This window comes from Microvenator marinus (genome assembly GCF_007993755.1).
Taxonomy (GTDB): domain Bacteria; phylum Myxococcota_A; class Bradymonadia; order Bradymonadales; family Bradymonadaceae; genus Allomicrovenator; species Allomicrovenator marinus.
The window spans coordinates 1,436,387-1,459,241 of sequence record NZ_CP042467.1; the positions used below are offsets into that span (position 1 = coordinate 1,436,387).

General features: G+C 55.5%; 17 protein-coding genes. 6 read left to right on the forward strand and 11 right to left on the reverse strand.

All coding sequences use genetic code 11. From position 1 onward, the window contains the following. Window positions 1–10 precede the first annotated feature (10 nt). From FRD01_RS06120 to FRD01_RS06155, 8 genes are all read right to left on the reverse strand, one after another. Window positions 11–826: a hypothetical protein gene (locus tag FRD01_RS06120; RefSeq protein WP_146958508.1), complete on the reverse strand. Its 816-nt coding sequence runs from the start codon at window positions 824–826 to the stop codon at window positions 11–13. A gap of 3 nt (window positions 827–829) precedes the next feature. After that, the gene (locus FRD01_RS06125; protein WP_146958509.1) at window positions 830–2,779 is read right to left on the reverse strand and encodes a LysM peptidoglycan-binding domain-containing protein; all 1,950 of its coding nucleotides are present in this window, start codon (window positions 2,777–2,779) and stop codon (window positions 830–832) included. A 1-nt stretch (window position 2,780) separates the two neighbouring features. Next, the gene (locus tag FRD01_RS06130; protein WP_146958510.1) at window positions 2,781–4,049 is read right to left on the reverse strand and encodes a serine/threonine-protein kinase; all 1,269 of its coding nucleotides are present in this window, start codon (window positions 4,047–4,049) and stop codon (window positions 2,781–2,783) included. After that, window positions 4,046–5,797, reverse strand: a complete 1,752-nt coding sequence (locus FRD01_RS06135; RefSeq protein ID WP_146958511.1) for an adenylate/guanylate cyclase domain-containing protein — start codon at window positions 5,795–5,797, stop codon at window positions 4,046–4,048. The genes FRD01_RS06130 and FRD01_RS06135 overlap by 4 nt, the downstream gene beginning before the upstream one ends. Then, entirely contained in the window at window positions 5,794–7,557 is a 1,764-nt protein-coding gene (locus tag FRD01_RS06140) for an OmpA family protein (protein WP_146958512.1), read from the reverse strand. The genes FRD01_RS06135 and FRD01_RS06140 overlap by 4 nt, the downstream gene beginning before the upstream one ends. 21 nt (window positions 7,558–7,578) lie before the next feature. Beyond that, a complete protein-coding gene (locus tag FRD01_RS06145) occupies window positions 7,579–9,096 on the reverse strand; it encodes a hypothetical protein (protein WP_146958513.1) in 1,518 nt (505 codons plus the stop codon). Window positions 9,097–9,185: 89 nt separating this feature from the next. Next, window positions 9,186–9,719, reverse strand: coding sequence for a lipocalin family protein (locus tag FRD01_RS06150; protein ID WP_146958514.1), 534 nt, complete (start codon window positions 9,717–9,719; stop codon window positions 9,186–9,188). Between the two features lie 20 nt (window positions 9,720–9,739). Then, entirely contained in the window at window positions 9,740–11,092 is a 1,353-nt protein-coding gene (locus FRD01_RS06155) for a Kazal-type serine protease inhibitor domain-containing protein (protein WP_146958515.1), read from the reverse strand. Between the two features lie 119 nt (window positions 11,093–11,211). Here FRD01_RS06155 and FRD01_RS06160 point away from each other — a divergent pair, with 119 nt between their 5' ends. Then, window positions 11,212–12,270, forward strand: coding sequence for a hypothetical protein (locus FRD01_RS06160; RefSeq protein ID WP_146958516.1), 1,059 nt, complete (start codon window positions 11,212–11,214; stop codon window positions 12,268–12,270). 1 nt (window position 12,271) lies between these two features. Here the strand turns inward: FRD01_RS06160 and FRD01_RS06165 are convergent, their stop codons facing one another. Together FRD01_RS06165 and FRD01_RS06170 are read right to left on the reverse strand one after the other, a co-directional pair. Beyond that, window positions 12,272–13,420, reverse strand: a complete 1,149-nt coding sequence (locus FRD01_RS06165; protein ID WP_249756053.1) for a transporter substrate-binding domain-containing protein — start codon at window positions 13,418–13,420, stop codon at window positions 12,272–12,274. Window position 13,421: 1 nt separating this feature from the next. After that, on the reverse strand, window positions 13,422–15,596 hold the full coding sequence (locus tag FRD01_RS06170) for a transglycosylase SLT domain-containing protein (protein ID WP_146958518.1): 2,175 nt from the start codon (window positions 15,594–15,596) through the stop codon (window positions 13,422–13,424). Between the two features lie 125 nt (window positions 15,597–15,721). Between FRD01_RS06170 and FRD01_RS06175 the strand changes: the two genes are divergently transcribed. Beyond that, window positions 15,722–16,480 carry a CDP-alcohol phosphatidyltransferase family protein gene (locus FRD01_RS06175; RefSeq protein WP_146958519.1) on the forward strand — a complete coding sequence of 253 codons (759 nt, stop codon included), beginning with the start codon at window positions 15,722–15,724 and terminating at the stop codon, window positions 16,478–16,480. On the opposite strand, the gene FRD01_RS06180 is transcribed toward FRD01_RS06175, so the two are convergent. Next, a complete protein-coding gene (locus FRD01_RS06180) occupies window positions 16,477–18,075 on the reverse strand; it encodes a phospholipase D-like domain-containing protein (RefSeq protein WP_146958520.1) in 1,599 nt (532 codons plus the stop codon). The genes FRD01_RS06175 and FRD01_RS06180 overlap by 4 nt on opposite strands. Before the next feature lie 146 nt (window positions 18,076–18,221). Here FRD01_RS06180 and FRD01_RS06185 point away from each other — a divergent pair, with 146 nt between their 5' ends. From FRD01_RS06185 to FRD01_RS06200, 4 genes are read left to right on the forward strand one after another with little or no spacing between them, the layout of a single operon-like run. Next, entirely contained in the window at window positions 18,222–19,490 is a 1,269-nt protein-coding gene (locus FRD01_RS06185) for an efflux RND transporter periplasmic adaptor subunit (protein ID WP_249756054.1), read from the forward strand. Further along, window positions 19,487–20,188, forward strand: a complete 702-nt coding sequence (locus FRD01_RS06190) for an ABC transporter ATP-binding protein (RefSeq protein ID WP_146958522.1) — start codon at window positions 19,487–19,489, stop codon at window positions 20,186–20,188. The genes FRD01_RS06185 and FRD01_RS06190 overlap by 4 nt, the downstream gene beginning before the upstream one ends. Then, window positions 20,185–21,390: an ABC transporter permease gene (locus tag FRD01_RS06195; protein WP_146958523.1), complete on the forward strand. Its 1,206-nt coding sequence runs from the start codon at window positions 20,185–20,187 to the stop codon at window positions 21,388–21,390. The genes FRD01_RS06190 and FRD01_RS06195 overlap by 4 nt, the downstream gene beginning before the upstream one ends. Further along, window positions 21,383–22,834: a TolC family protein gene (locus tag FRD01_RS06200; protein ID WP_146958524.1), complete on the forward strand. Its 1,452-nt coding sequence runs from the start codon at window positions 21,383–21,385 to the stop codon at window positions 22,832–22,834. Before FRD01_RS06195 ends, FRD01_RS06200 begins: the two co-directional genes overlap by 8 nt. The last annotated feature ends 21 nt before the right edge of the window (window positions 22,835–22,855 follow it).

The window sequence follows — 22,855 nt, forward strand, 5'->3', positions numbered from 1 at the left end:
CAGGCCGGAATCATTTGCCCAAAGGGCCCAGAATCCAACCTTCGGACGCAATCTGAGCATTTCTGGAGAACGAGAGGTGCCGGCCGAGGTCAAACGCATGAATTTCAAAGGCATATCGCCCATCTCTCAAGAACTGAACAATCTTCATTGCGTCCCGCTCGTCACCACTTAGGTCATCCCTCGCGTCAGGCATCTCAAGCAACGCGGGGTACACCTCCGCAAAGGTATGTACGCCCCTCAGTTCGCCTTCGAACGGCCAGACCTGAAAGTCCACTTCACCGCGCTCCCGCGCCTCAATGAGTTCAGACATGCATGCTAGGAATGTGACCGTATGAAAGCCGACCGCAGCACCTGACCCCATGTAGAAGGCGCTCAAGCATTGAGGCGTCAAAAGGTCCGTTTGCCTGAAATAGGCCACGTCATGGGCGAGATAGAAACGCCGATCGTTTCTGGACTCGTTAAACCTAAACGGCCCCCCCTCAAACTGCTCATTGATCGCAGCCGCCACGTCTCGGGCTCGCTCGTGCTTTCGCTCCAGACGGCCAAACTCCTTAACCATGGCCGACCAGTCCTCCACGCCAATCCACGCGCGAGCAAACCCGGCTGGAAATCCAAAAGCCGCGTCCACACCTATCAGATGAGGTTCGGGATGCTTTAGGAGTTCAAAGAGAAACTCAAGAGCCTCGTTTCGTGTCCATTTCCGCTTCATGCTAGGCGGCCTGACTAACTCCAACCCTCCTAAGTCCCCGCGAGCAACGGCGAGGTTAACCCGGTCGGCACGCGTTGCGGCGCCGGACCAGTCGATTCCAACCCAATTTTCGAACATCTTTCACCACTCAAACGACACACCACCCGCCAAGAAGAAAGGCAGGCGGAAATCCTCGTCCGGTAGGATGCTCACGCCCGTTTCAAGGCGCAATCTAAGTGATTCACCTGGCTTGAACGCCACGCCGACACCACCTCTTAAGAGTGGGGAGATATCTTCATTGGTGGCAGCGCGAGCATGAACTCCAGCTGCAATATGAGGCGCAACTTTACTATCGAGAAGACCCAGCAAGAACTGAAAACCGCCTTCAAAGAAGAAGCCCTGGTCCTCGTTGAGCAAACCCGGCGCAAGCCGCAATTCCCCGGCGAACCAAGGTGTGGTGAGTACACCAACGCGCAAGTCTAAGTTGAGTCCGTCGTCACTCCAGCCCGCGAGAGCACTGGTCCACACGGGCGGCCCCGACGAATCAGCGTCGCTCGCCTCAGGTTCCACCACCTTTAGCGGAATCGTGGCGATAGGCGTATCGTAGGCCATCAAGCGCAACTCACCGTCCACAGCCTCGGCGTTGGGTACAATTTGCACGAGCAATTCGTCAGGGGCTTCGCTTCCAAAGGCATTGACGATTACGCCCTCAGGCGCCTCGACACGCAGACCTTTTGTGCGAATCGGCTCAAACCGCAATGAAAGCCCCAGGACCTCGCCGCGCTCCGCCTGTACAGACTCCGGAAGCTCAACGGGCTTTGGCGGCTCGCTTTTGAGTGCCAAGGAAGCGCTACGTCCCTGCCCTTCACATTTGACGGTTAGGTTTCCGACCTGCTTGATCTCAAAGCGCGGGCCCATCGCCTCAACACCACACTTTTTCCCCGGAGGAGCACTGAGCGACGCACCTAGCCAGAGAGCGTTCGATGCGCCTGAAACCATGCCATTCTCAGAGACTTTGACTGACTCGACCTGAAACACCTTGGGCTTCGATGGCACACTCTCAAAGAGCTCTGAATCTACGCTCGAAACTGCGGCATAATACGTGCCGGGAGGCAGCTCCTTGACTTCCAGTCGTCGAACGTCGGCCGCCACGAACCCAGAAAAGAACACGTCAGCTCCCTTCATGTCTCGGCTCAGTTCCACATAGTATCGCTCAGCATCCTTTATCGGCTCCCATGTCGCTGAAATAGATGCCGGCGTATCTCCCAAGGTAAGGCCATAGGTCTGAGATTCGTCGGTCCACTTTGGCGTTTCAGGCAGTGCTCTTGGCCGCTCGGGCGCTTTATCTTGAACTACGCGTGTTCCGAATCCTGCCTTCACCTGAACGTTGCGTCCCTGTGACTTACCTTTGCCGCTAACTCGAATTGGAGAACCGCTCTGATTTTCCACACGCGTCGTGCCATCGTCGTCTACGCTGACTTGTTTGACCCCTGCCTCCATCTCGGCCTGAGCACTGGGTGTTTCCACGTCAATCCCGCCCGAAAGCTGGGTGAGGCGAGCCTTGAGCTTACCTTTTTCGACCTGGGCGCGAGGCACGCTACGCGCCAGAACATCGGCCTTTCGTGGACCGTAGATCACAACCAGCGTGTTTTCACTCATCGCAAGTTCAGACTGATCTCGGAACGCGAGCTCCGCTCTCGACTCCTCGAGCGTGTTGACTTTCCACGCACGAAAAAGCGGCATGCCACGCTCAGCGTCTTGCCATTGCGTCTCCGGTCCCGCTGACTTCACGGCTCCGAACGCTTGTTGTACCGCAGCCTCTGGGCGAGGCTTTAGCTTCGGAAGTTTCAAAGCGGTTCCGGGAGTACACGCGTACGCGGTCGCGCTTAAATCGTTGAACGCATGGATGATATCGTAGGCATAGACATCTCCGTAGAACTGCCGCGCGATAGACGTACAGGTGTCTCCATCTTTGACGACGTAGTCCTCAAAACTCTCCACGTCGTCCGGCCCAACCTGAGCATGGACCGCTCCGGGAAGGAAAGTGAGAGCCATGCCCAAAAGACCCGAGGCCAAAACATTGTATTTCATATCAACTCCCACGACGCTTTTTTCGTACGGCCCGTTCGAGCTTCTTGAGTAATTGAGCCGGGTCCACGGGAATCCCGACCACGTCACTCACACCGAGTTTGAGCAATGATGTGCTCTTTTCAAAATCCGAGAGCTCGGCCAAAACCAACACGGGGATATCTCCCACACTAAAATTCAAACTCGAATCCGTCACAATCAGTGCCTCAGGTGCTTCTGCATCTTCAGCTGGATGACACACCCAGCCTGACGACTGAAGAGGCACTAACCACGCGGGATCTGGAGTTCCCAAAACGGCCACAACGCCCTTCTCCTCAAGCCCCGCGGCGACCATACCCTGGCGCACATTTGCGCTCGTCACAGCGCGTTTTGAGCGCTCATCTGACAACTCTTCGGGGCGGCCGCGCGTTGGTACATTCTGGCGCTGAAGCAATCGATCCAAAACAAGTCGGACCTGTGACGGACTCGGGCGCTCTTTCGGCAACTTCTCGAGCATCTGCATCACAATTTCTTCGAACATCAACGGAATCGTTCGCTCGGGCGCTCTCACTCGCATCGACACGGGCGTTGAGTACATATGCGAAGCCAAAAGAGTCACCGTAACTTTATCCGTAAAGACACGCTCTCCGGTGGTCATCTCGTAGAGAATACACCCGAAGGAGTACACGTCGGACTCCGGTCCAATCTCAGCCGCAAGAATCTGCTCTGGTGAGAGATACTGCGGAGTTCCGGAGATCACTCCTTCCTGCGTCATTCTATTTAGGTCGTTGTCTACCGCGATAAAGGCCAGTCCAAAGTCCACAACGACGGCACGAATCGTACCGTCACTCTGAGGCTCAATCAGAATATTCTCTGGCTTCAGGTCTCTGTGGACTAGGCCGATTTGATGCGCTGCATCTAAGACGTCTGCAATCTGCCGTCCGATGTTGTAGATCGTGTCAAGGTCGAGCTTTTCCCGCTTGAGCCAGCTCAACAAAGTGTGCCCACTCAAGAGCTCCATCACCAAGAATGGCATCCCATCATCGGTCCCAAAATCATAGACTTCGACCGCATTTCGATGACGAAGCTTCGCCGCGACGCGCGCCTCGCGCTCAAAGCGTTTTCGAAACTCCTCGCTTTGAAACCCGGTGTCGTGGAGCACCTTCAGAGCGACTTCTTTACCGAGCTCGATATGAGTGGCCACAAAGACTTGTCCCGCGCCGCCCTTTCCGAGCTCACGCTCCAGGCGGTATCTGGACGCCACCAATGTTCCCGGCTCAAGTACGCGGCTCATAGAATCACCTCGTAGACGTCCACAGGCTCACCACCTTGGGTCAGCAACTCGGTCGAGGTTTTTCCGAAGTCAAAGATATCCCCGGCGGCATCTCTTGTAGCGGCCGTAGTCAAGATCTGACGTGGCCTCGCCAGTGCCTCAAGGCGCGCTGCCACGTTTACTGCGTTTCCAATCGCTGTGTACTCCATTCGGGTTTCGGAGCCGATATTTCCAATGATCGCCGGCCCAGTATTGACGCCAATGGCCAACTCCACGGTAATCCCATAGGCTTCTTTCCAGCGCGCATTGCCGACCTCAAGCCAGGTCTGCATTTCTTCGGCCGCCTCAAGTGCCTTGATCGCATGGTCTTCAATCGGGTTCGGTGCACCCCAAAATGCCATCACACAATCACCGAGGAATTTATCGATGGTACCGCCGTACTTGAAGACTATCTCGGTCAAGATCGTGAAGAGCTCGTTCAAAATGGCGACGACTTGCTCTGGCTCCATCTTCTCGCAAAGGGGCGTAAAACGCACAACATCGGCAAAGAGCACGGTAATCTCACGGCGCGCTCCACCCAGTTGCATGTCTTGTTCGCGTCGAACAACGTTTTCAACCAACTCTTTTGGCAGATACCGGCCAAGGTCGTTCCGAATCGCGATCTCTCGCGCCATGGCTTCCTCGCTGGCCTGGAGCTCTTCAGCGGCACGATTCATGCCACCAGCAAGGAGCGCGACTTCGTCGCTTGTCTTGACGTTGACGCGTTCGCTGAACTTTCGTTGTGCCAGTGTTCGCGTGAATCCGACCAAGGCTTCAATAGGCCGTGTCACCCTGCGCGCGACCAGGAAGGCGAAAATCAACGCAAGTAGTGCCGCCACAATCGTGACAATGCTCACGATCGTACGCATTCGGCTTACCGAGGCATAAGCTTCCTCCAGTGGAATATCCACCACGGTTATCCACGGGAGATTCTCCAGTGGCTTCGCAGAGACAAGCCGTTGCCGGTCTGAAGACTCCCCAGAATAGGCCACCTGAGCGCCGACCAACGTGGAGATATCTTGCCCAAGCAAACCGTCAAATGAGGTCGGCTGAAGCCTCTTTGATGGGTCCGAGTGCGCAAGCACTCTGCCTTTGGAATCCACCACGGAAAGGGCACTTCCGCCGCTTTCCCCAATTCCTGATAGCCGTGAGCCCGCCACGATTTCAACGCGCTTCTGAATTTGCTCAAGGGAAAGAGAAGCCTCCATGAAGCCGGTTATAAGCTCGGCCTTCGGATCCGGCTTGAGCGGCGCATATAGCGGCACTCTCAAGTTCCCGCCTGCATCAAGTGCTGGCTCACCAATCAAGAATCCAGCATTTTGCGTTGCGTCCTTCACTCGGTCTTCAAGACCATTTGCGGGTGCCTGAGCCCCTTGAGTGATGGTGGCGATGTAGTCGCCTTCCGGCCCATATATCGTCACACGGTCAACAAAACTTTCACCTTCCACTAGCCGAAGGGCGAGTTCGATGCGCTGGTCCTCTGAGAGCTCGGTACCTGTCAGAACGCTGGAAATGGTGGCCATGGTGACCTTGGAGCGTTCGAGCGCGCCATCCATATTGCCTGCGATATCCTCAGCGATTGCCAGGCGAAACTCACGGCTCTGAGTCTTTAGCGTCGACTCATTGACGTCGATCAGACCAAAGCCGACCACCAGCGTTGGAATCACTGCACCCAGCGTCCCAAAGAGGGAGAGCTTTACCCAGAGTGGAAATTTTACACGTTCACTCATGGTGCTTCAGGCTCCTCGCGCTCCAAGATGTGGAACTCGACGCGTCTGTTTAGCTCTCGTCCTTTCGACGTATCGTTCGTGTCCACGGGGTGAGATTCACCAAATCCGCGTGCACTCAGACGCCCGGCATCAATCCCCTCTTCGATGAGGAATTTCATAACCGATTGTGCCCGCCGCTCGGACAAATCGAGGTTCATCGCGTCGTCTCCTCTGGAATCCGTATGACCACTCACGCGGATTTTCTTGAGTCCAGGTTGGGTTCTGAGCACAGCCGCCATCTGCCGAAGAATCGGGAAACTCCTTGGCTGGATGCGGTCGGAAGCCGTATCGAAATACACACGCTCTCCAATCTCCAGCCTCGACCCTTTGAGACGGATCTTCGAAGGCCCATCATCGGGACAGCCCTTAAACTCAGGCACACCAGGCACGAGTGGACATTCGTCCTCAACGTCCGAAATGCCATCTTTATCGTTGTCGAGGTCTGGACAACCGTCCTCGTCCTCAAAGCCGTCAAAATCCTCGGGCTGATCGACGCAAGCGTCCAAATGGTCTTCAATACCATCTTGGTCAGTATCCTTGGCCGGACATCCCTTTAGCTCAAGGATACCAGCAACCATTGGACACTCGTCATCTTCATCCAAGACGCCGTCTTGGTCGTTGTCCAAATCCGGACAGCCGTCTTCATCTTCAAACCCGTCTTTGTCCTCAGCGAGGTCTGGACAAAGATCGTCTGCATCAAGGAGGCCATCTTGGTCGTTATCGGGATCGGGACAGCCATCTTCATCCTCAAAGCCATCAAAGTCTTCGGGACCTTCGGGACAACGATCGAGCGACCGAATCACCCCGTCATTATCGGCGTCCTGAGCTGGCGGCGCATAGGCCAAGCCGCCAAGCACTCTTAGTGCCGGCGAGCCAACGCCCGAGGTGACTCCAACACCACCCGCGGCTTGAATCTTGAGTCCGTCCACCAACATGTAAGAAAGACCGGCTTGAAGCTCCGTACTCAATGCGGAACCTCGTTCACGCTCAATATCCACGCCACCGAAACCGTTTCCAATGACGCTCAGTCCAGGCAAAGCCTCCCATTCGGCACCTAGAGCCCAGAGAAACTGTTGCCCGCCCTCGTAGGTGACGGTCTCGAGCTGCTCGCGAAAGTCCCAGCCGACATTGGCCGAAACCTTGACAGAATCACCACGATAACCTGCAAGGAGCATTGGCTGAACGCGCAAGGCGCTCTGCCTAAACTCCACAAACGCGGGCAAGAACACGCGTGTTTCAAGAGCGATTCCAAACGAATCTGTGGCGAGTACGGTGGCCTTTATACCGGCTCGAGCTTCAGAAAACCCTGCAGTCTCCACGTCTTCCGAAATATCCTCGCCAATTCCAATCTCGGGAACAGCGTCCGATGTTTGCGAAACCATAAGGGGGACACCCACCGAAAAGGTTAAGATATCAAAGAGACCGAAAGAGAGGCCGGCATCGAGCGTGAGAGCTTGATCCACCAATGCGATCTCCAGCGAATCCTCGCCACGAAACCCGTCCTCAGTGTTCACAACGAGCGGTTTTTCAACCCAATGAACGAGGACGAAGCTGGACACCCCAAGGTGATCCAAAGCAAAAGGATGTTCGGTAGCTAGAGTTCCCGAAGCCGGGTCACGAGGATGAAAATGCTCGGCCGGAATTCGGTCTTCAGCCCAGACGCTCCCAGAGAATAAGAATCCAGCCACGCACACGAGTGCTGCGCGATGAAAAACACTCATAAATTCCGCCAAAAATGGGTCTCAACGTCGCCGCCGAACCAAAACAAGAGATAGGAAAGCCCATAGCATGAGTGAGGCATTTCCAAAACCTAGAGTCGAACAAGCACCTCCAGAGGCCTCGCCGCCGAACCCTACATAAGTTGGCTCAGGCTCCGGTTCTGGCTCGGGCTCCGGTTCTGGCTCAGGCTCGGGCTCCGGTTCTGGCTCAGGCTCCGGTTCTGGCTCAGGCTCGGGGTCTTCGCCGTAGCAACGCGTATTGTACGTCTCCTCGTCTTCAATCACTTCTATCGCAATGCCCACCTTCTCACTCGAGTGGACATACGAACGCGTAGTCATCACAGCCCTCAGGCTAGGCTCCGAGTTTTGTGCTCCCCAGGTGCGTGTGTTTTCTTCCGGAGATGGAAATGGATATGGTGGCTCTTGAGGATTTCCTGAACTCACGCCAAACGGCGGGCTTTGCACGCCAAGCGGGTCGAAGTGTGCTTCTGGTACGTCAGAATCGTCCCAGAACAACGGCAGTGGCTCTTGAACACCTCCTGGAAGCACTCGGAACATCCGAATTCCAGGGCTGGCAGCGCCCACGCCGATCGTGTTGAAGTAGAGCGCACCCGTGTAGAGCCCGGCGGTGCATTCGTAGCTTCCCTGAGGTAGACGACCTGACCCACTCGACCATTCAACGCGATTAGCCCCGGGATTGACGACCACACTGAAGTTTCGGAAGTCCCCATCTGCACCTTGACAGCTCATAATGAGTTTTCCTGGTTCATCGACGGTTACCTCGAACGCCGAAGTGTCACCACCCGGCCATACCACGTTCTGCTCACACTCTTGATTTCCGTCATAGACAGCGATCTCGGGAGGCAACGGCGCGTCCACCGGTGGTGGAGGGAACTCAAACGAAAAGAACATCGGAATCGCGCGATTAACGTTGCCGTTGATGTACGGATTGACCAAGTTGGCCGCCTGCAAAACGCCCTCTTCAATGTTCAAGCCAAGGCTCGCAAAGCTCAAACTCTCTCCCAGTGGCCCCGCAATCGGCCGGTCGGAGACGAAGAAATTACCTTCCGAAAAGTCGAGCCCTTCGGCTCGAATCTCCACCAAAGCCCCCGCATGATATACATAGAGTTTCGCAGCCCGCCTTGTTCCACCCGTTCGGTTTCTCAAAAAGAGCGAGGGCGACTGCACCCTTGAAAAAGCTTCAGTAAAATCAGGCTCGTAGACAAACAACTCCCAACTATTTTGATCGGTTTCGAACTGGAAGGTGTGCAAACCAGGGATTGGCGGATACCAAAGCCTTCCCAAACTGGACTCTTGGCCTTCGACAAAGTTTCCGTTCGGATCGTATAGCTGTACGCCAGAATAAGAGGTGAATTCGATCGATTCCTCAACCGAAAATATCTCCGCCTTCAGCGCGCTTTCCATCATCAGTACGGGCCCGGTGCCCGGCTGAATCCCGCCAAAGCTACTTTCGCCATCAGCAAACGAAACGGATGGCAATAAGAGCCCCAACGACACCAAAGTATAAGCAAGTTTCTTCATTCAAAACCTCTACACAACAAAAAATCACTCTAGAGAGCTACCATCCTCGCGACTATCAGAACAAAACGCAAGGACTACGCGCTTCCCCACTAATGCTGGGTCTTTTGCAGACGGTCCAAGGGATAGCCCTTTGCCCGGATACCATCCAAGATCCCCTGATACTTCTCATCGGACATCGTCGGCGTCCGGCTCAGAATCCACAGGTAGTCTCGGCTTGGATGACCCACAACCGCATGGGAATAGTCTTGCGCGAGATCGATTATCCAGTAGTCGCCCCAAAACGGCCGAAAGAAGCTGACTTCTAGTTTTGCGTTCGTCTGAGTATCGACAACCCGAGCGCGCCCGTGCGCTTCGTCAATCTCACCCTGCAAAGACCCCTTTCGGCATCGGTTTAGAACGTCAATCTCACCATCTGCGCGCAATGTGTACGTTGCGGTGGTGGCAAAGCATCCTTCTTGAAACGATTGCGGGTAGCTCGCAAGCTCATACCAAGTCCCAGTGTAGCGCCCCAAGTCTACCGATTCGACTACCTCAAGAGGCGGAAGATCGAGGCGCTCAGTCGTTGTCGGCGCGCAAGCCGCCACGACAAACATCAAGGGAAGAATGACTAAAAGTTCGCGCATTTATGGGTCTCCAGAGTGGACTACATGGTTGTACCACAGGCACCATCGTGCAACACGTCCACTCCGGCAGCGTGAGCTGCACATGCGTTCGAATGCGTTTGATTGTCGCACCCACAAACCGGATCGAAGACGGCCAGACATGCGTCTGGGCGCGGCTCACAGGTTCCCGGCTGGTCAGCCTGACCACACGTGCCCGTTGGCCCGCCATAATCGCACCACTCAGTCAACCCGCAGATCTCTCCGTTGCGCCCTCCGCAGCCTGACGTCGGCCCCTTCGAGCACGCCCCTTCACTACGCACGCTCACCCCTGCTGCCGCTGCCATACACGCGTTTCCGTAGGTCTTAGCGTCGCATCCACACACTGGTGCGTACTCTTTGGAGCACCCTTCGGGAATCTCCTGGCAGGTGCCGGTTTGATCGGCCTCTCCGCAAGCATCTTCAATGGCGATATTACAAAACTGCCCATCTTCGCATGTCACGCCGAGAAGCCCACCGCACGTCACCGGAGCTTCACAAACGCCATCAATGCAAAACTCACCTTCAGGGCATGCGTTGTCTTGGTCAGGGTCACACGTGGTCTGGCACTCGCCATCCACGTAGTTAACCCCAGCCGCCTCGGCAAAGCACGAATTGGAGTATTCGTTTTCATCGCAACCACAGACAGGCATGAACACTTCGGGACAATCAAGTGGTCTGATGACGCACATGCCCTCGCCACTGATGCACACATTCTCCTGGTCGATCTGGCAGAAATAGTCGGAAGGGCAGGCATCGTTCGACTCGCAAGATTCCGGAAGCGCCTCGCACGCACCCTCAGCGGTACAATACGAGTTCGCGCCGCATTCCTCGTGCTCGGTGCAAGGCTCCGCACATTCACCGGTGGAAGCCACACTGATGCTGCTGAGCGCCGCCTGACAAACGTTATCGTAGGTCGATCCGTCGCAACCGCAGACTGGAGCGAATTCATTGGGGCAATCTTGAGGAACCTCGGAACAAACACCTTGCCTTCCTTCGTCTCCACACACGCCATCTTGTGGCCAAGTGCAGTAGAATCCAGCGGGACACGGACTCGACTCGCTACACCTTACATCGATGTCTGAGATGCACTCGCCATCGTCGCAACGCTCGCCATTTCGACAATCGAGGTTGGACTGACACGTGCCATCTCCACAATCCTCATCGGGTTGAGGACAGAACGTGTCACACACGCCGTCGCCATACCATTCCTCAAGCTCGCAGAGGTCCTCGCCGTCTGAATTTGTCCCTCCCTGGGATGCCGCATCTGTCTTTGAAATCCCACCGCCCAAAGTTGGCGAATCGTCCGAACACGCCACTAAACCAAGTATCACCGCCAAAATCCAAAAAGTTCGCATTAAGAGGTCCTCCGCAGAGATTAATAACCAAAATGATATTGTTGCATCCTAGTAAGTAGGCTCGGGCAAGTCACGCATCTTTAGTGCTCCAACTCGTGTCCGCATGCTAGATGAGTCAAATGGAACCGTTCACACTCTTTATCATCATCATGATCTCGTTGCTCGCCGGAGGCGGGATCGAGGGCGCGCGTCAAGGCAGGCGGCGCAAGAAGCATATCTTGATGAAGGATGCGATCCGCACGCGAGGCTTGCGCTCAAGGAGTGCCGAGGCGAGTGTATTTGACGTGTTTTGGGACCTCGGGGCTAGCGAGTTTGCGATTGAGGTCATGGCCGCGCAACGGTTCTTGCCAGACGATCCTCAAAGCGTGGAGATTGCGCTCGACCAGATCCAGGATGCTATAGACACCCACGGCTCGTACGAAACGTTCATCCGAGAAAATCTTGAGGCCATCGAGGAGATGTTTGAAGAGCATCGCCATGCCGGGCACCGCCGCGCGCTCCCTTTGCTCGAGCAGCGTCAGGGTAAGACTCTCGAACTCCCAGCGATCGGCTACGAAGCAGGCACCAAAGCTATTTCGACACAGGAAAGACGTCTGGACATGCCGCTCCTAGACCAAGGCATGAACGTGGAGATTGACATTGACGCAATGCTTCGGGTGGACCCCATCGCCATGGTAAAGAGTGTACTTTTTGGTGACGCGAGAGAGCTCGAGAAGTGGTGGCAAAGGCGCTCACTCCGCGGACTTCGCGACGAGCTCGACAGCCACCTTCGCGACCTCTATGCCGCCTACAAAGGTATGCTCATGCGAGACCCTGCTTCTCTCCGCCACCTCTACGACGTCGCTGACCGGTGGAACTTCGAGGCCCAACGCATTGAAGACCTAAGAAACAGAAAAATCTTTCGGCTTCGCCCTTTCAGAAGTTGCGCGGAGGCCCTTTTGTCTGAAGGTACAGCCGTGGCTCGACAACTCTCGTATCGCGCACGTTCTAACGTCGAACAAACCATCGAAATGATTCACCACCACGCCATGACTGGAAATACTTCGATGGCCGGCTACTTAATTTTCCTCAACCGCCACGCCTTCTTCGCAGGCAGGCTGGAGCACGTTCGCGATCTCATACAACGCATCGAGAACACCACTTACCGGCTCCAGAATCAGATGCGCCAGGACCTTTGACTCACAACCAATCGCCGATCAAGGGCTCGAGCTCACGCCGCTCCTTGAGCCCAAGCAGGCTCAACTCAATGTCTCGACGCAACGTATCATCTAGCTGGAACGCAAAACCATAGCCTTGAGAGTCCCATATCCCTTCTGCCAAAAGCAGCTCACCATCTGAAATGGCCTGGAGATGATGGGCGAGTATGGGACGGTCGTGTGCTACGGCGGAGACCTCGCGACGGTTCGCGGCGTCCAGGGCTTCTTTCACCGAATCGTAGAGCACCAACTCGCCGCCATAGCGTTGTACAAACCTAGCATTCTCGGTTCCCTTCACGGCACCGACTTTTCGCCCCTGAAAATCATTGGGAGTTTCCACCGCAGCTGTCGATATCTGCGACATCGTCAAGACAGTCGCGATACCAGCCGTGAGCGACGACGCGGTAAACATGGCGATAATCATCCATACACTCGCCACAACTCGTCCGCCTTTCGTCATCGGCGCAATATCCCCGTAGCCCACGGTGGTCATGGTAACGATGGCCAGCCACATTCCATTGGCCACACCGGGGACAAATCCATCGTCGAAATGGTCGTTGCGGCGTCTTTCAAAAAGCCAAAGCATGGTTCCGACCATAAAGAGTACGGAGAGGAGAACGCTGACGGCAATCCAAAAGCCCTTACTAAAGAGCTGCCCCAATGCACCCCAAACACCCATAGTTGGGGTGGTGACAATGCCAATACCCGACTGCATATAAGGCTGAGTGAATTCCACACGCTCGGCACGCCCTCGTGTAATCGAAATTGGGCCCACAGCCACCCGAACATCGCCAGACTCCAGCCCCATGATGAGTTCATCCACGCTTGGATACACCACGATCTCCGTGCCAATCTCGAGCCGCGACGCCATCAAACGCCAAAGCTCCACGCTTAGGCCGGTGGTCTCGTTTGCAACGCCTTCGGTCTTCACCACAAAGGGCACAGAACCCGCTACCCCTACCCTCACCGACTTCGGTAGCTTCGGAACTTCCTCTGGGGTTTCTTCCACACGCGACGCGACTTCAGCAGCACTCAACGCCTCTTGAACGCCATCATTTGCGTTTGGTTCTGCATACGCATGCGTGGCCCAGATCACGGTTGAAAACACAATTATGAGTAGTTTTGGAATCATCCTAATATCCGACATCTTCAGGTATTTCGATATCTCGACTCAGTGGAAACAAATTGTCCAAGACATTCGCTCTAACCTCTGGGTCAGTCTCGTAAAGATAGAGGTAGCGCAACATGTGCTCTGCGACCTTTCGCCCATACGCGCGCCCCTCGTTGTACTCGAACTCCTCGATTAGCCACGCAAACTCCACGTCCGGGTTCTTTCTGAACCACTTCGCGATAGGCCCTGGTCCGGTGTTGTACGAGGACGCAGCCGGAACCCAGAGTCCTGAATAGGTGTCGAGGAGCTTTCGCATATAGTGGCCACTAAATCTGAACCCCACTTCGGGTCGGAAGAACGTGGCGATATTGAACACTGTACCGAGGTCTCGCGCCACTTTCCGCGCTGTTTGCGGGATCATTTGTAGGGCGCCCACGGCATCTGTACCCGACACGGCACCGGGCTTGTAGCGACTCTCCTGGCGCATGATCGACCAGATGAATCCAGGCCAAAGCCCGAATTCTTCGGCCACACCTTCTACGATTTGCCGATAGGCCCGCGGATAGGACATGGCGGCACGCAACGTGCCAGACTCCATCATACCCGGATACCCTGTGATCGAGTTCCATGCGGTTGAGTACATCTCATTGTAATCGCCCACGAGAAGCCCCAATGCGTGAATCCACGCATCGCGATCGCCCGCGGGGACCCGCGCCAAAATTCGAGCCTCCAAAGGACCAAACTCGTCGCGCGCCTTATGACGCTCGTTCAGCGCCGAAAGCGTCTTGATGCGCTCCCACTGGCGCTGATCGGCCGCACTTAAGCCAGGGATATTCGCCGAATGTACGTCCACTCGAGGAGAATCATCCGTATTGCCTCCACCTTCCGGCCACCATACCTTGGATGCCCTTGGGTCCTTGCCCTCTATCTTGGCCCGAAGCTGCTCGCCCAACATCCCGTAATAAGTCAGAGGCCACCGTTTTCTGAGACGGTCGAGCCGGTCGATCGCCTTGTCCTTTTGACCGAGCTCATTGTGCGCATAGGCTTGCCAATAGTAGGCCTTTCCTTCAACCAGCGGGTTTCCAAACGGCACCAAGCCATCCCAGGCATCGATGGCTTTCTCCCATTGATTCATCCTCATGAATGCCCACGCCCGAAACCCGTAGATATAGGAAGAACGGCTGGAGCGGCGCCCATACTTGGCAATGTATCGATCGAACCCTTCAATGGCTTTTTCGTTCTCGCGATGGTCGTAATGAAGCCAACCATCGTAATAATCCACGAGCACCATCTCTTTGCCGCGTGGATAGCGCTCGGCATATTCCGCATAAACCTTGCGTGCGTCGTCGTAGCGCTCCTGAACCATATAGGCCCGGGCTAAAAGAAATAGAGAGTCCTCGGCGTATTTGCCGCCCGGTCTTGAGAGTTCCTTGAAGATTTCCTCGGCCTCTTTGGGCTGATCGCGAAGTTTTCGCAAGCCAATCAGCCCCAGGTTCCACAGAGCCTCTTCACGGTGCTTTGTGTCGCGAAACCTCTCGAACTCTTCGCGCGCCGCCTGGTAGTCCCAAGCATTTTCCAGATTGCGCGCCCGTCTAAGGCGTTGCGCCTCGCTCAGCTCATCGGGGGTTGCGCTCAAGCCCTCCCTCTTGGTTGCTATCTCAGCTGGCAGCGTCACCAACATATTCAGAGCAATGCGTTTTGCGCGTTTTTTATCATCCTCAGAAAGCGCGAGGTCATGGTCCAAGCGCTCCAATCTGGCCCAGAGAAACCGACGCTCACTGTAGCGCCCCCGAACCCTAGACTTTCGCTTCTTCAAGGTGCTCACCAGTGCTTTCGCGGCGTCCATCCGGCCTAGAGCCACGAGCAACTCGGCTCGCTCTAACTCACGAATGAAAAGGTCACTTGGATTCTGAATCTCCTTCTCAAGAGCTTCTAAAGCACGCAACGCTTCGTCGAGGTGCCCTGCACGCAGTGCCGAATCATACTGAAGCTCAAGACGGGCATCTTCCGCGTGCGTAATCTTAGGCAATGCAGAAGCCAGTTCCCAAGACCTGGCCGGGTCCTCCTCCACAAGGCGCCGAGCCTCTTTGAAATTCTCGACGACGTTTTCCGGTGGGAGAGCTTGAAGGCCTGAGACGACCAACGAGATCACCAAAAAAGTGACAATGGCGCTCCAGCGCCGAATTTGTTCAACCATGAACTGCCTTTATCTAAGATTTCCGCCACACTCTATGACAAGTAGGTCCATCTTGTCATGGCCCCCAGCTTGTCAATCGTGTCTTGAACCGTTAATTTCCGCCCAACTTAGACCTCGAGTCCCGAATGTTGTCTGAAATCAAGACGGTTTACCTCAATTCGCGCAAAGCCCGCGATATCGCATGGAATATCTGGGTTGCGCGACCGCTTGCTGCGGTGTTGGTGACCATTCTCAGGCGCACGCCATTGACACCCAACCAGGTGACAATCCTTGGGATGTTTGTCTTCTTCGGCATCATTCCTGTTGGCCTCCTCCTTGAAGGAACCCTGGGCTTCCTCGCCCTGGCACTGGTCGTACAACTCGCCTACCTCTTTGATTGTGCTGACGGCCAACTCGCGAGACTCAAGAAGATGACGTCGGACGCTGGTGCCTACTTCGACTTCTTCATCGACGAGATCAAGGCATTGCTTCTGGTTGCGGTGATTGCGGTTCGACTTTGGATGCAATCCTCGGACACCAACTGGCTATTCGTTGGCTTGCTGGGCACCATTATGGTCAGCGTCGCGACGTCCTTGACCGCGTTTGTGCGCCGTCCCGAGTATTCGGGAGTAGAGGTCAAACCAGGTGCATCGGCGGCTCAACCAGCGGCGCCCAAAGGACTGATTCCAAAAGTCTTGTGGATTGTGCAACGAGTTGCTTCTTATATCGTGCACTATCCCTCATGGATCATATGGGTGGCGCTCGTAGGGTTCATCCCTGGGCTCGATGCAGGGATTCTCTTTCTCGCCCTCTTCCTTGGCGTTTACGCGCTCTACATCGCAAGGACTGGCCTCGGTGTCCTGCTCAAACTCGGCTCCCCATCATTCTACAGGTCCAAGGACTAGAGCAACGGCTCGATCAAACGATGCGCCTTTGCTTTCAGCATTTCCGAGAGAGGAATATCACTGCTTGCTAGCGTCGAATTGGCCAAATCAACCTGGTACGATTCCAACAACTCAGCAATGACGGCGTCTTCGCGCACGATCAACAACGACTCGCTGTTATCCACCGCACTTCGGGGGTCGATATTAAATGAGCCGATCACACCCACTTTGCCGTCCACCACCATCGTCTTCGCGTGCATCAATTCTACGCCCTGATATTCGTAGATTTCTACACCGGCTTCGAGGAGCTCGCGATAGTAGTTGAGCGACGCGTAGTACATCCAGATTCCGTCGGTGCTTGTCTTCGAGTTCGTGATGACTTTGACATCTACACCACGCTCTTCAGCCGCCTTCAGATGCTTGCGAAGCCGTCTAGGTGGCACAAAATACGCGTTCGAAATGGTGATGGATTCTTGCGCCGCACGAATCAGGGCCAAGGTGGCGAAGTAGCCAAGAGGCGTCTCTTGAACCATCGGGTCACTGTAGATCGCTCTAGACTTCAAGCTCCCCTCAGCTTCCGCCGGCACGTAGAACCGCATGTCCTCAAGCAGCGACTCACCCTCAAATGATGGGCAATGAAAACCGTACTTGTCGCGTCCAGAACAACCGACGCGATACTCGAGTTCAGAGTTCTTATCCCAGATACCGAGGAACATACGCTGAATTTTCTCGACAGCAGGACCTTCCACCAGCACATCAATATCGCGCCAGCGTTCGTCCACAAGGTACTCAACGCCCACATTTCGCCCACCGATAATGGCCGATTTCCCATCTACGACTAGTAACTTCTCATGAAGCCTGTCGTTCCCCGTGATCGGAAGTAGAGTCCGCAGTAATGCCCACTCTGTCAGGGGATTAAAGGCGAGCACTTGAACGCCGTTTGCTGCCATTTCTTCGATCAATGGGTAGGTTGCGAAGTATTGAGTGGTCGCGTCAACCAATACGCGAACTTCGACACCTCGTTGGGCCGCAGCGATGAAGTCCTGCGCCATCTCCCAGCCGACCTCATCGTCTTGGATGATAAAGGCTGAAAAATGGACCGAGTTCTGGGCCTCTTGCACGAGTTGCCTTCGCAACTCTCGCGTCATCCCGTTGGAATCCAAGAGTTCGGTAGTCCCACCTTCAACTTCTTCAGTCTCGGTATAAAGCCCGATCACACCGCTGAATTCGTCCGAGTTCACGCCCTCGAAACAACGGCCCTCTGCGCAAAAACCCACCGAACACTCAGCGTTGCTTTCGCATCTTGGCCCACCGAAAATCGGCTCGTCTGGCGTACAACCCGTGCCGAACCAATCACAGAACGCGCCATCCGCCTTGCCAGTAGCCTCGAATTCATCCGAAAACTCTTCGCAAGGCACCTCGAGAATATTCTGCGCTGCAGCTTCCGACGCTTCATCGCAAATTGGAGGTGTGACGTAGTTCCCGGTGCACTCGGCGCGATGCTGGGCCGCAGCCTCACAAAGGTCGACGGATTCCTCTGGCGTCTGCTCTGTGGAATCATCCACGCCACATGCACTTAAGAATCCAAACAAGACAAATGCTATCCAACCCTTCATGAAACCTCCGTCGGGGGACCACTCCCTACTCGGACGACTGCATTATTGCAAGGTTTTTCAAGCAAAGACAGGAATTTCAACGCACTTCAGATTCCCTTAAGAACTTTATTGTCTAAGTGATTGAAGCTCGAGATCAGGAGAATGAATTGAGTACTCCAAGCGCAGATGAGATTAAGAAGAAGGTAACCCGTTCCAGCCAAGGCTGGGCGCGTTGGGTTGCCATCGCCATCGCGGTGATCGGCACCGGTATTGGTGTCTACTTTTGGCAGAAACCCAAAGAAGTCATCATCAATTACCGAACGGAGGTTGTAGAGTTAGGCGACGTCATTACCCGCGCCAGCGCCACGGGCACCCTTGAGCCCACTCGGGTGGTGACCGTTGGTGCCGAAGTCTCCGGGCGAATCGCAAACGTGCTCGTTGAAGCCAACGATGAGGTCAAGGCCGGCCAAACATTGGCGGTCTTTGACGCCACCACCCTCGAAAGCCAAATCACGCTCGCCAAGGCCAGAGTGAATTCCTCGTCGGCATCGATTCGAAGTGTTCAGGCCGGGTACGACTCTTCCAAACTTGAACTCGAACGCACTCGGACGCTCGTAGAGCGCGGTGTAGTTCCACGTGCGGAACTCGACTCCATGATCACAACCGAAGCCCGCTCGCGAGCGGATCTAGACCGTGCACGCGCCGAAGCCGCTCAAGCCCGAGCAAACCTCGAGGAAATGCAGCTAAACCTCGAGAAGGCTGATATCGTCTCTCCTATTGATGGTGTGGTTCTCACGCGAACCGTAGAACCCGGCCAGACCGTGGCCTCCTCACTCCAAGCTCCAGAGCTCTTCGTCATCGCCGAGAGTCTCTCCAAGATGACGCTACGCGTATGGATTGACGAGGCCGACGTGGGCGTTGTCCAGGCCGGCCAAGAAGCCAATTTCGAAGTCTCAGCGTGGCCGGGCAAGAAATTCACGGCGGTCGTTGAAAAGCTCAACCTCTCGCCGACCCAGACTGATAACGTGGTCACTTACGCCGCAGAACTCAGCGTGGATAACTCCGAGAAGTTGCTTAGGCCCGGGATGACGGCCAACGCGGCAATCGTCACCGGAAAACGGGAGAACGTGCTTCGCGTGCCAAACTCCGCCTTGAGATTTCGCCCTCCGACCGAGGATGCTGCAAGCGAAGGCTCCCCACTCCTCGCCGCCCCAAGATGGCGCCGCGGCGGAAACGCCACTTCCACGACGTCTGTGGGCGGAAAAGGCACTGTCTACGTTCTGCGAGCCGGACAAGCACAGATGCTCGAACTCACCATGGGACGAACCGACGGACGATTCACCGAGGTTATCGAGGGCGAGCTCGAGCCAGGCGACGAGATCATCACCGGGATCATGCGCAGCGAAGAAAGCTCGACTGGCACGAGAGCTAAATGATGTCTGAAATCATCCAACTCAAAGATGTCCGCAAAATCTACGGTAGCGGCAACACCGAAGTCCGGGCGCTAGACGGTGTGGACCTGCAGATCTCAGCCGGTGAATTCGTATCCGTGATGGGACCTAGCGGCTCAGGAAAGTCTACGTGCATGAATATCGTCGGCTGTCTCGACACACCGACCTCCGGCTCTTACTTCTTCTCGGGACTCGATATCGCCAAATTTGGACGCGACGAGCTCGCCCTTCTACGCCGTCACTATCTCGGATTCGTCTTCCAAAGCTTCAACCTCCTCGCTCGAACCACTGCGGTCGAAAACGTAGAACTACCGCTCATCTACCAGGGTGTTGGGAGAAAAGAGCGCCGCGACCGCGCTATGGCGGCCCTCGAATCCGTAGGCATCGGCGAGCGCTGGGACCATACGCCTTCGGAGCTCTCGGGAGGGCAACAACAGCGTGTCGCCATCGCCCGCGCACTCGTCACAAGGCCCACCGTGCTTGTCGCGGACGAACCCACAGGAAACCTCGACACAACTACCACTCAAGAAGTCATCGCACTTCTCGGCAAGCTCAATGACGAAGGCCTGACTATCGTCATGGTCACCCACGAACCCGAGGTCGCGATTCATACCAAACGCGCTCTATGGTTCGTGGACGGCAAACTCGTCAAAGACGGCCTGCCACGCGAGGTACTCGCATGAATTATTTCGATATTTTCAGAATGGCCATCGGCGCAATCCTCCGCAACAAGGTCCGCTCGTTCCTGACTGCTCTCGGGATTGTCATTGGTGTGGGCTCCGTCATCGCGATGGTCCACCTCGGCCAAGCCGCAACCATAAGCGTCACGGAGCGAATCTCGAGTATGGGCTCAAACCTGCTCATCCTCAGGCCCAGTTTCGCGCGAAGTGCAAGCGGTGTCCGACAGGCCTCCGAACCGCTCACACTCGAAGACGTGGAGACTATCCGACGCGACCTCATGGACGTGACCGTAGCGCCAATTGTGGAGGCGAACGCAACCCTCGTTTGGTCCGGAAAGAACTACCCTGCCTCGATCATCGGTACCGACCTTGAGTTCTTCGTGATTCGAAGCCTCATGCCTCAGTCGGGGCGACTCTTCGATCACGAAGAGATAGACGAAGGAAACACCGTTTGCCTCATCGGCGCGAATATTCGCTCCGAGATCTTTGGTCGAAACGACGTGCTCGGACAAACTCTTCGCGTCGGGCGCACGTCGTGTCAGGTGATCGGAGTGCTCCCAACCCGCCAGGCCAACTTCGGCGAAGACCTCGACAACAGTGTCATCATGCCACTCTTAGCCGTTCAGCAGCGCATCACCGGTGACCAAAACGTCCGCCAGATACTGATCTCGGCCAACTACGCCGACATGATGGAATCCGTCAAATCTGAGCTCGAACGCCTCATGCGTGACCGTCGCAAGATTACGCCTGGCAAAGAAGACGACTTCAATATCCGCGACATGGCTGAAATCGCAGCAACTCTCGAAGGAACCACGAAGACCCTCACAATGCTCTTGGGTGCAATCGCCGCAGTATCACTACTCGTCGGCGGCATTGGCATCATGAATATAATGCTAGTTTCCGTCACCGAACGAACCCGCGAAATCGGCATTCGCATCGCCATCGGGGCACTCGTAAGAGACGTCCTCATTCAATTCCTTGTGGAAGCAGTCACCCTCTCCATGCTTGGCGGACTCCTGGGCGTCGCCCTGGGGATCGTAGCCACCCATTTTGCTACCCAAGAGATGAACTTACCCTTCGTTCTGACCCCAGAAGTCATGCTGGTAGGTTTTGCCTTCTCCGTGATCATCGGAGTGGTCTTCGGCTTCGTTCCGGCTCGCAAAGCCGCACACCTCAATCCTATCGAGGCCCTACGTCATGAATAAATCTCTCATATGCGCGATTTGCCTCAGCACGCTTTTGGTTGCAGGCAAAACCACGGCACAATCTCTCGCCCCGCTCACTCCCGGCGAGGCCGTGGATCTTGCCATTCAGAACAGTCCACAGGTACGAGCATCAAAACTCACCACCAAGAAGGCAGCGCTTCTGGTGGAGCAAGAGGAGTACCGATACATCCCGACGCTTAGCGCTGATGCGGGTGTTCGTTATGGACGGTCCGTCAGCCTCTCACCCAACGGTGCCCGCCTGATCGAAAGTAATTCTATCGTACTCGCCACGGGAATCTCCCACACGTTGCCGATTGGAACCGTGCTCAGCGCGGACATCGAAGTCGGACGTACCTATCGCGATTCGGTAGAACTCGGAGACCTTGGCGCGGCCTACGATACAGCGGTTAATGTTCAAGTAACTCAGCCCCTTCTTCGTGGATTTGGGGGCGACCTCGGTCGTGCAAACTTAAGGCAAGCGAAACTCCAAGAGAAAGTCGTAGACGCGCAAGAGACCGCCCTCCTTAATTCCATTGTACTCGATACGCTCGAATCCTACTGGTCCCTTTGGTCGGCAGAACGGGGCCTTGAGATTCAAAAGTCCGCGTTGGAGATTGCCAAGAAGCAACTCGCCGAAGCTGAAATCAGGATGGGTGCCGGAGACATGGCCCCCGCACAATTGGTCCCACTTCGAATTCAAGTCGCCCAGGCCGAGGAGGCTATGGTCACCCAAGAAGCACAGATTCGGCAGCTCTCCATTGCATTGGCGGAGCGACTCGGAGTCGGCACCAATGAATCCATTCGTACCGATGCGGCTGGGCCTAAACAGACCGTGACCCCGAGCTTGGAGGAGGCGACCGAACTCGCCCTCAAAGAGTCACCAGGCATCTCGCAGATAAAAGCCAATATCGGCGCCACCAAAATTCGAACGGAAGTCGCGCAAAACAACGCTTTGCCTCGCCTCGACGCTTTAGCATCGGTGAACGTCGCAGGACTCGGAACTACGCCTTCGGACTCCCTTTCGAGCTTTGGATCACTTGATGCTGTGGTGCTCTACGGTGGCTTGAGGCTTGAGCTTCCAGTCATCAATCGTGCACGCCGAATTGAAGTCGAGCGCTCTGAGGCGGACACGATTATCGCAGAGACCGAACTCGAATTGGCAGAACGCGCATTGAAGGCCGAGGTTGCATCTCTCCTCGTGAACCTACAAACAGCCCAGCAACGCCTTGAACTCGCAAAAGATACCGCGGAGCTCGCTCGCGAGAATGTGGATGCTCAGAACGCCAGATTTGAGGCCGGCCGCGGCACCATGCTTGAAGTCGTGGACTCGGTAGAGTCGGTCAGAGAAGCTGAGTTCAGGGTCGTGCAGATTGAGATTCAGATTGCCCAAGAACGCCTAAAACTCGATGAGTTGACAGGAAGACTCACCGAGAATTGGCGCTAGTTTTCACTAGGATAAGCGCGA

Bases quoted from the DNA above. Each gene is read 5' to 3' on its own strand.
- FRD01_RS06145 (WP_146958513.1), bottom strand. From the start codon at position 9,096: ATGAAGAAACTTGCTTATACTTTGGTGTCGTTGGGGCTCTTATTGCCA.
- FRD01_RS06135 (WP_146958511.1), bottom strand. From the start codon at position 5,797: ATGAGTGAACGTGTAAAATTTCCACTCTGGGTAAAGCTCTCCCTCTTT.
- FRD01_RS06140 (WP_146958512.1), bottom strand. From the start codon at position 7,557: ATGAGTGTTTTTCATCGCGCAGCACTCGTGTGCGTGGCTGGATTCTTA.
- FRD01_RS06125 (WP_146958509.1), bottom strand. From the start codon at position 2,779: ATGAAATACAATGTTTTGGCCTCGGGTCTTTTGGGCATGGCTCTCACT.
- FRD01_RS06155 (WP_146958515.1), bottom strand. From the start codon at position 11,092: ATGCGAACTTTTTGGATTTTGGCGGTGATACTTGGTTTAGTGGCGTGT.
- FRD01_RS06180 (WP_146958520.1), bottom strand. From the start codon at position 18,075: ATGAAGGGTTGGATAGCATTTGTCTTGTTTGGATTCTTAAGTGCATGT.
- FRD01_RS06190 (WP_146958522.1), top strand. From the start codon at position 19,487: ATGATGTCTGAAATCATCCAACTCAAAGATGTCCGCAAAATCTACGGT.
- FRD01_RS06175 (WP_146958519.1), top strand. From the start codon at position 15,722: ATGTTGTCTGAAATCAAGACGGTTTACCTCAATTCGCGCAAAGCCCGC.
- FRD01_RS06200 (WP_146958524.1), top strand. From the start codon at position 21,383: ATGAATAAATCTCTCATATGCGCGATTTGCCTCAGCACGCTTTTGGTT.
- FRD01_RS06165 (WP_249756053.1), bottom strand. From the start codon at position 13,420: ATGATTCCAAAACTACTCATAATTGTGTTTTCAACCGTGATCTGGGCC.
- FRD01_RS06160 (WP_146958516.1), top strand. From the start codon at position 11,212: ATGGAACCGTTCACACTCTTTATCATCATCATGATCTCGTTGCTCGCC.
- FRD01_RS06195 (WP_146958523.1), top strand. From the start codon at position 20,185: ATGAATTATTTCGATATTTTCAGAATGGCCATCGGCGCAATCCTCCGC.
- FRD01_RS06150 (WP_146958514.1), bottom strand. From the start codon at position 9,719: ATGCGCGAACTTTTAGTCATTCTTCCCTTGATGTTTGTCGTGGCGGCT.
- FRD01_RS06170 (WP_146958518.1), bottom strand. From the start codon at position 15,596: ATGGTTGAACAAATTCGGCGCTGGAGCGCCATTGTCACTTTTTTGGTG.
- FRD01_RS06130 (WP_146958510.1), bottom strand. From the start codon at position 4,049: ATGAGCCGCGTACTTGAGCCGGGAACATTGGTGGCGTCCAGATACCGC.
- FRD01_RS06120 (WP_146958508.1), bottom strand. From the start codon at position 826: ATGTTCGAAAATTGGGTTGGAATCGACTGGTCCGGCGCCGCAACGCGT.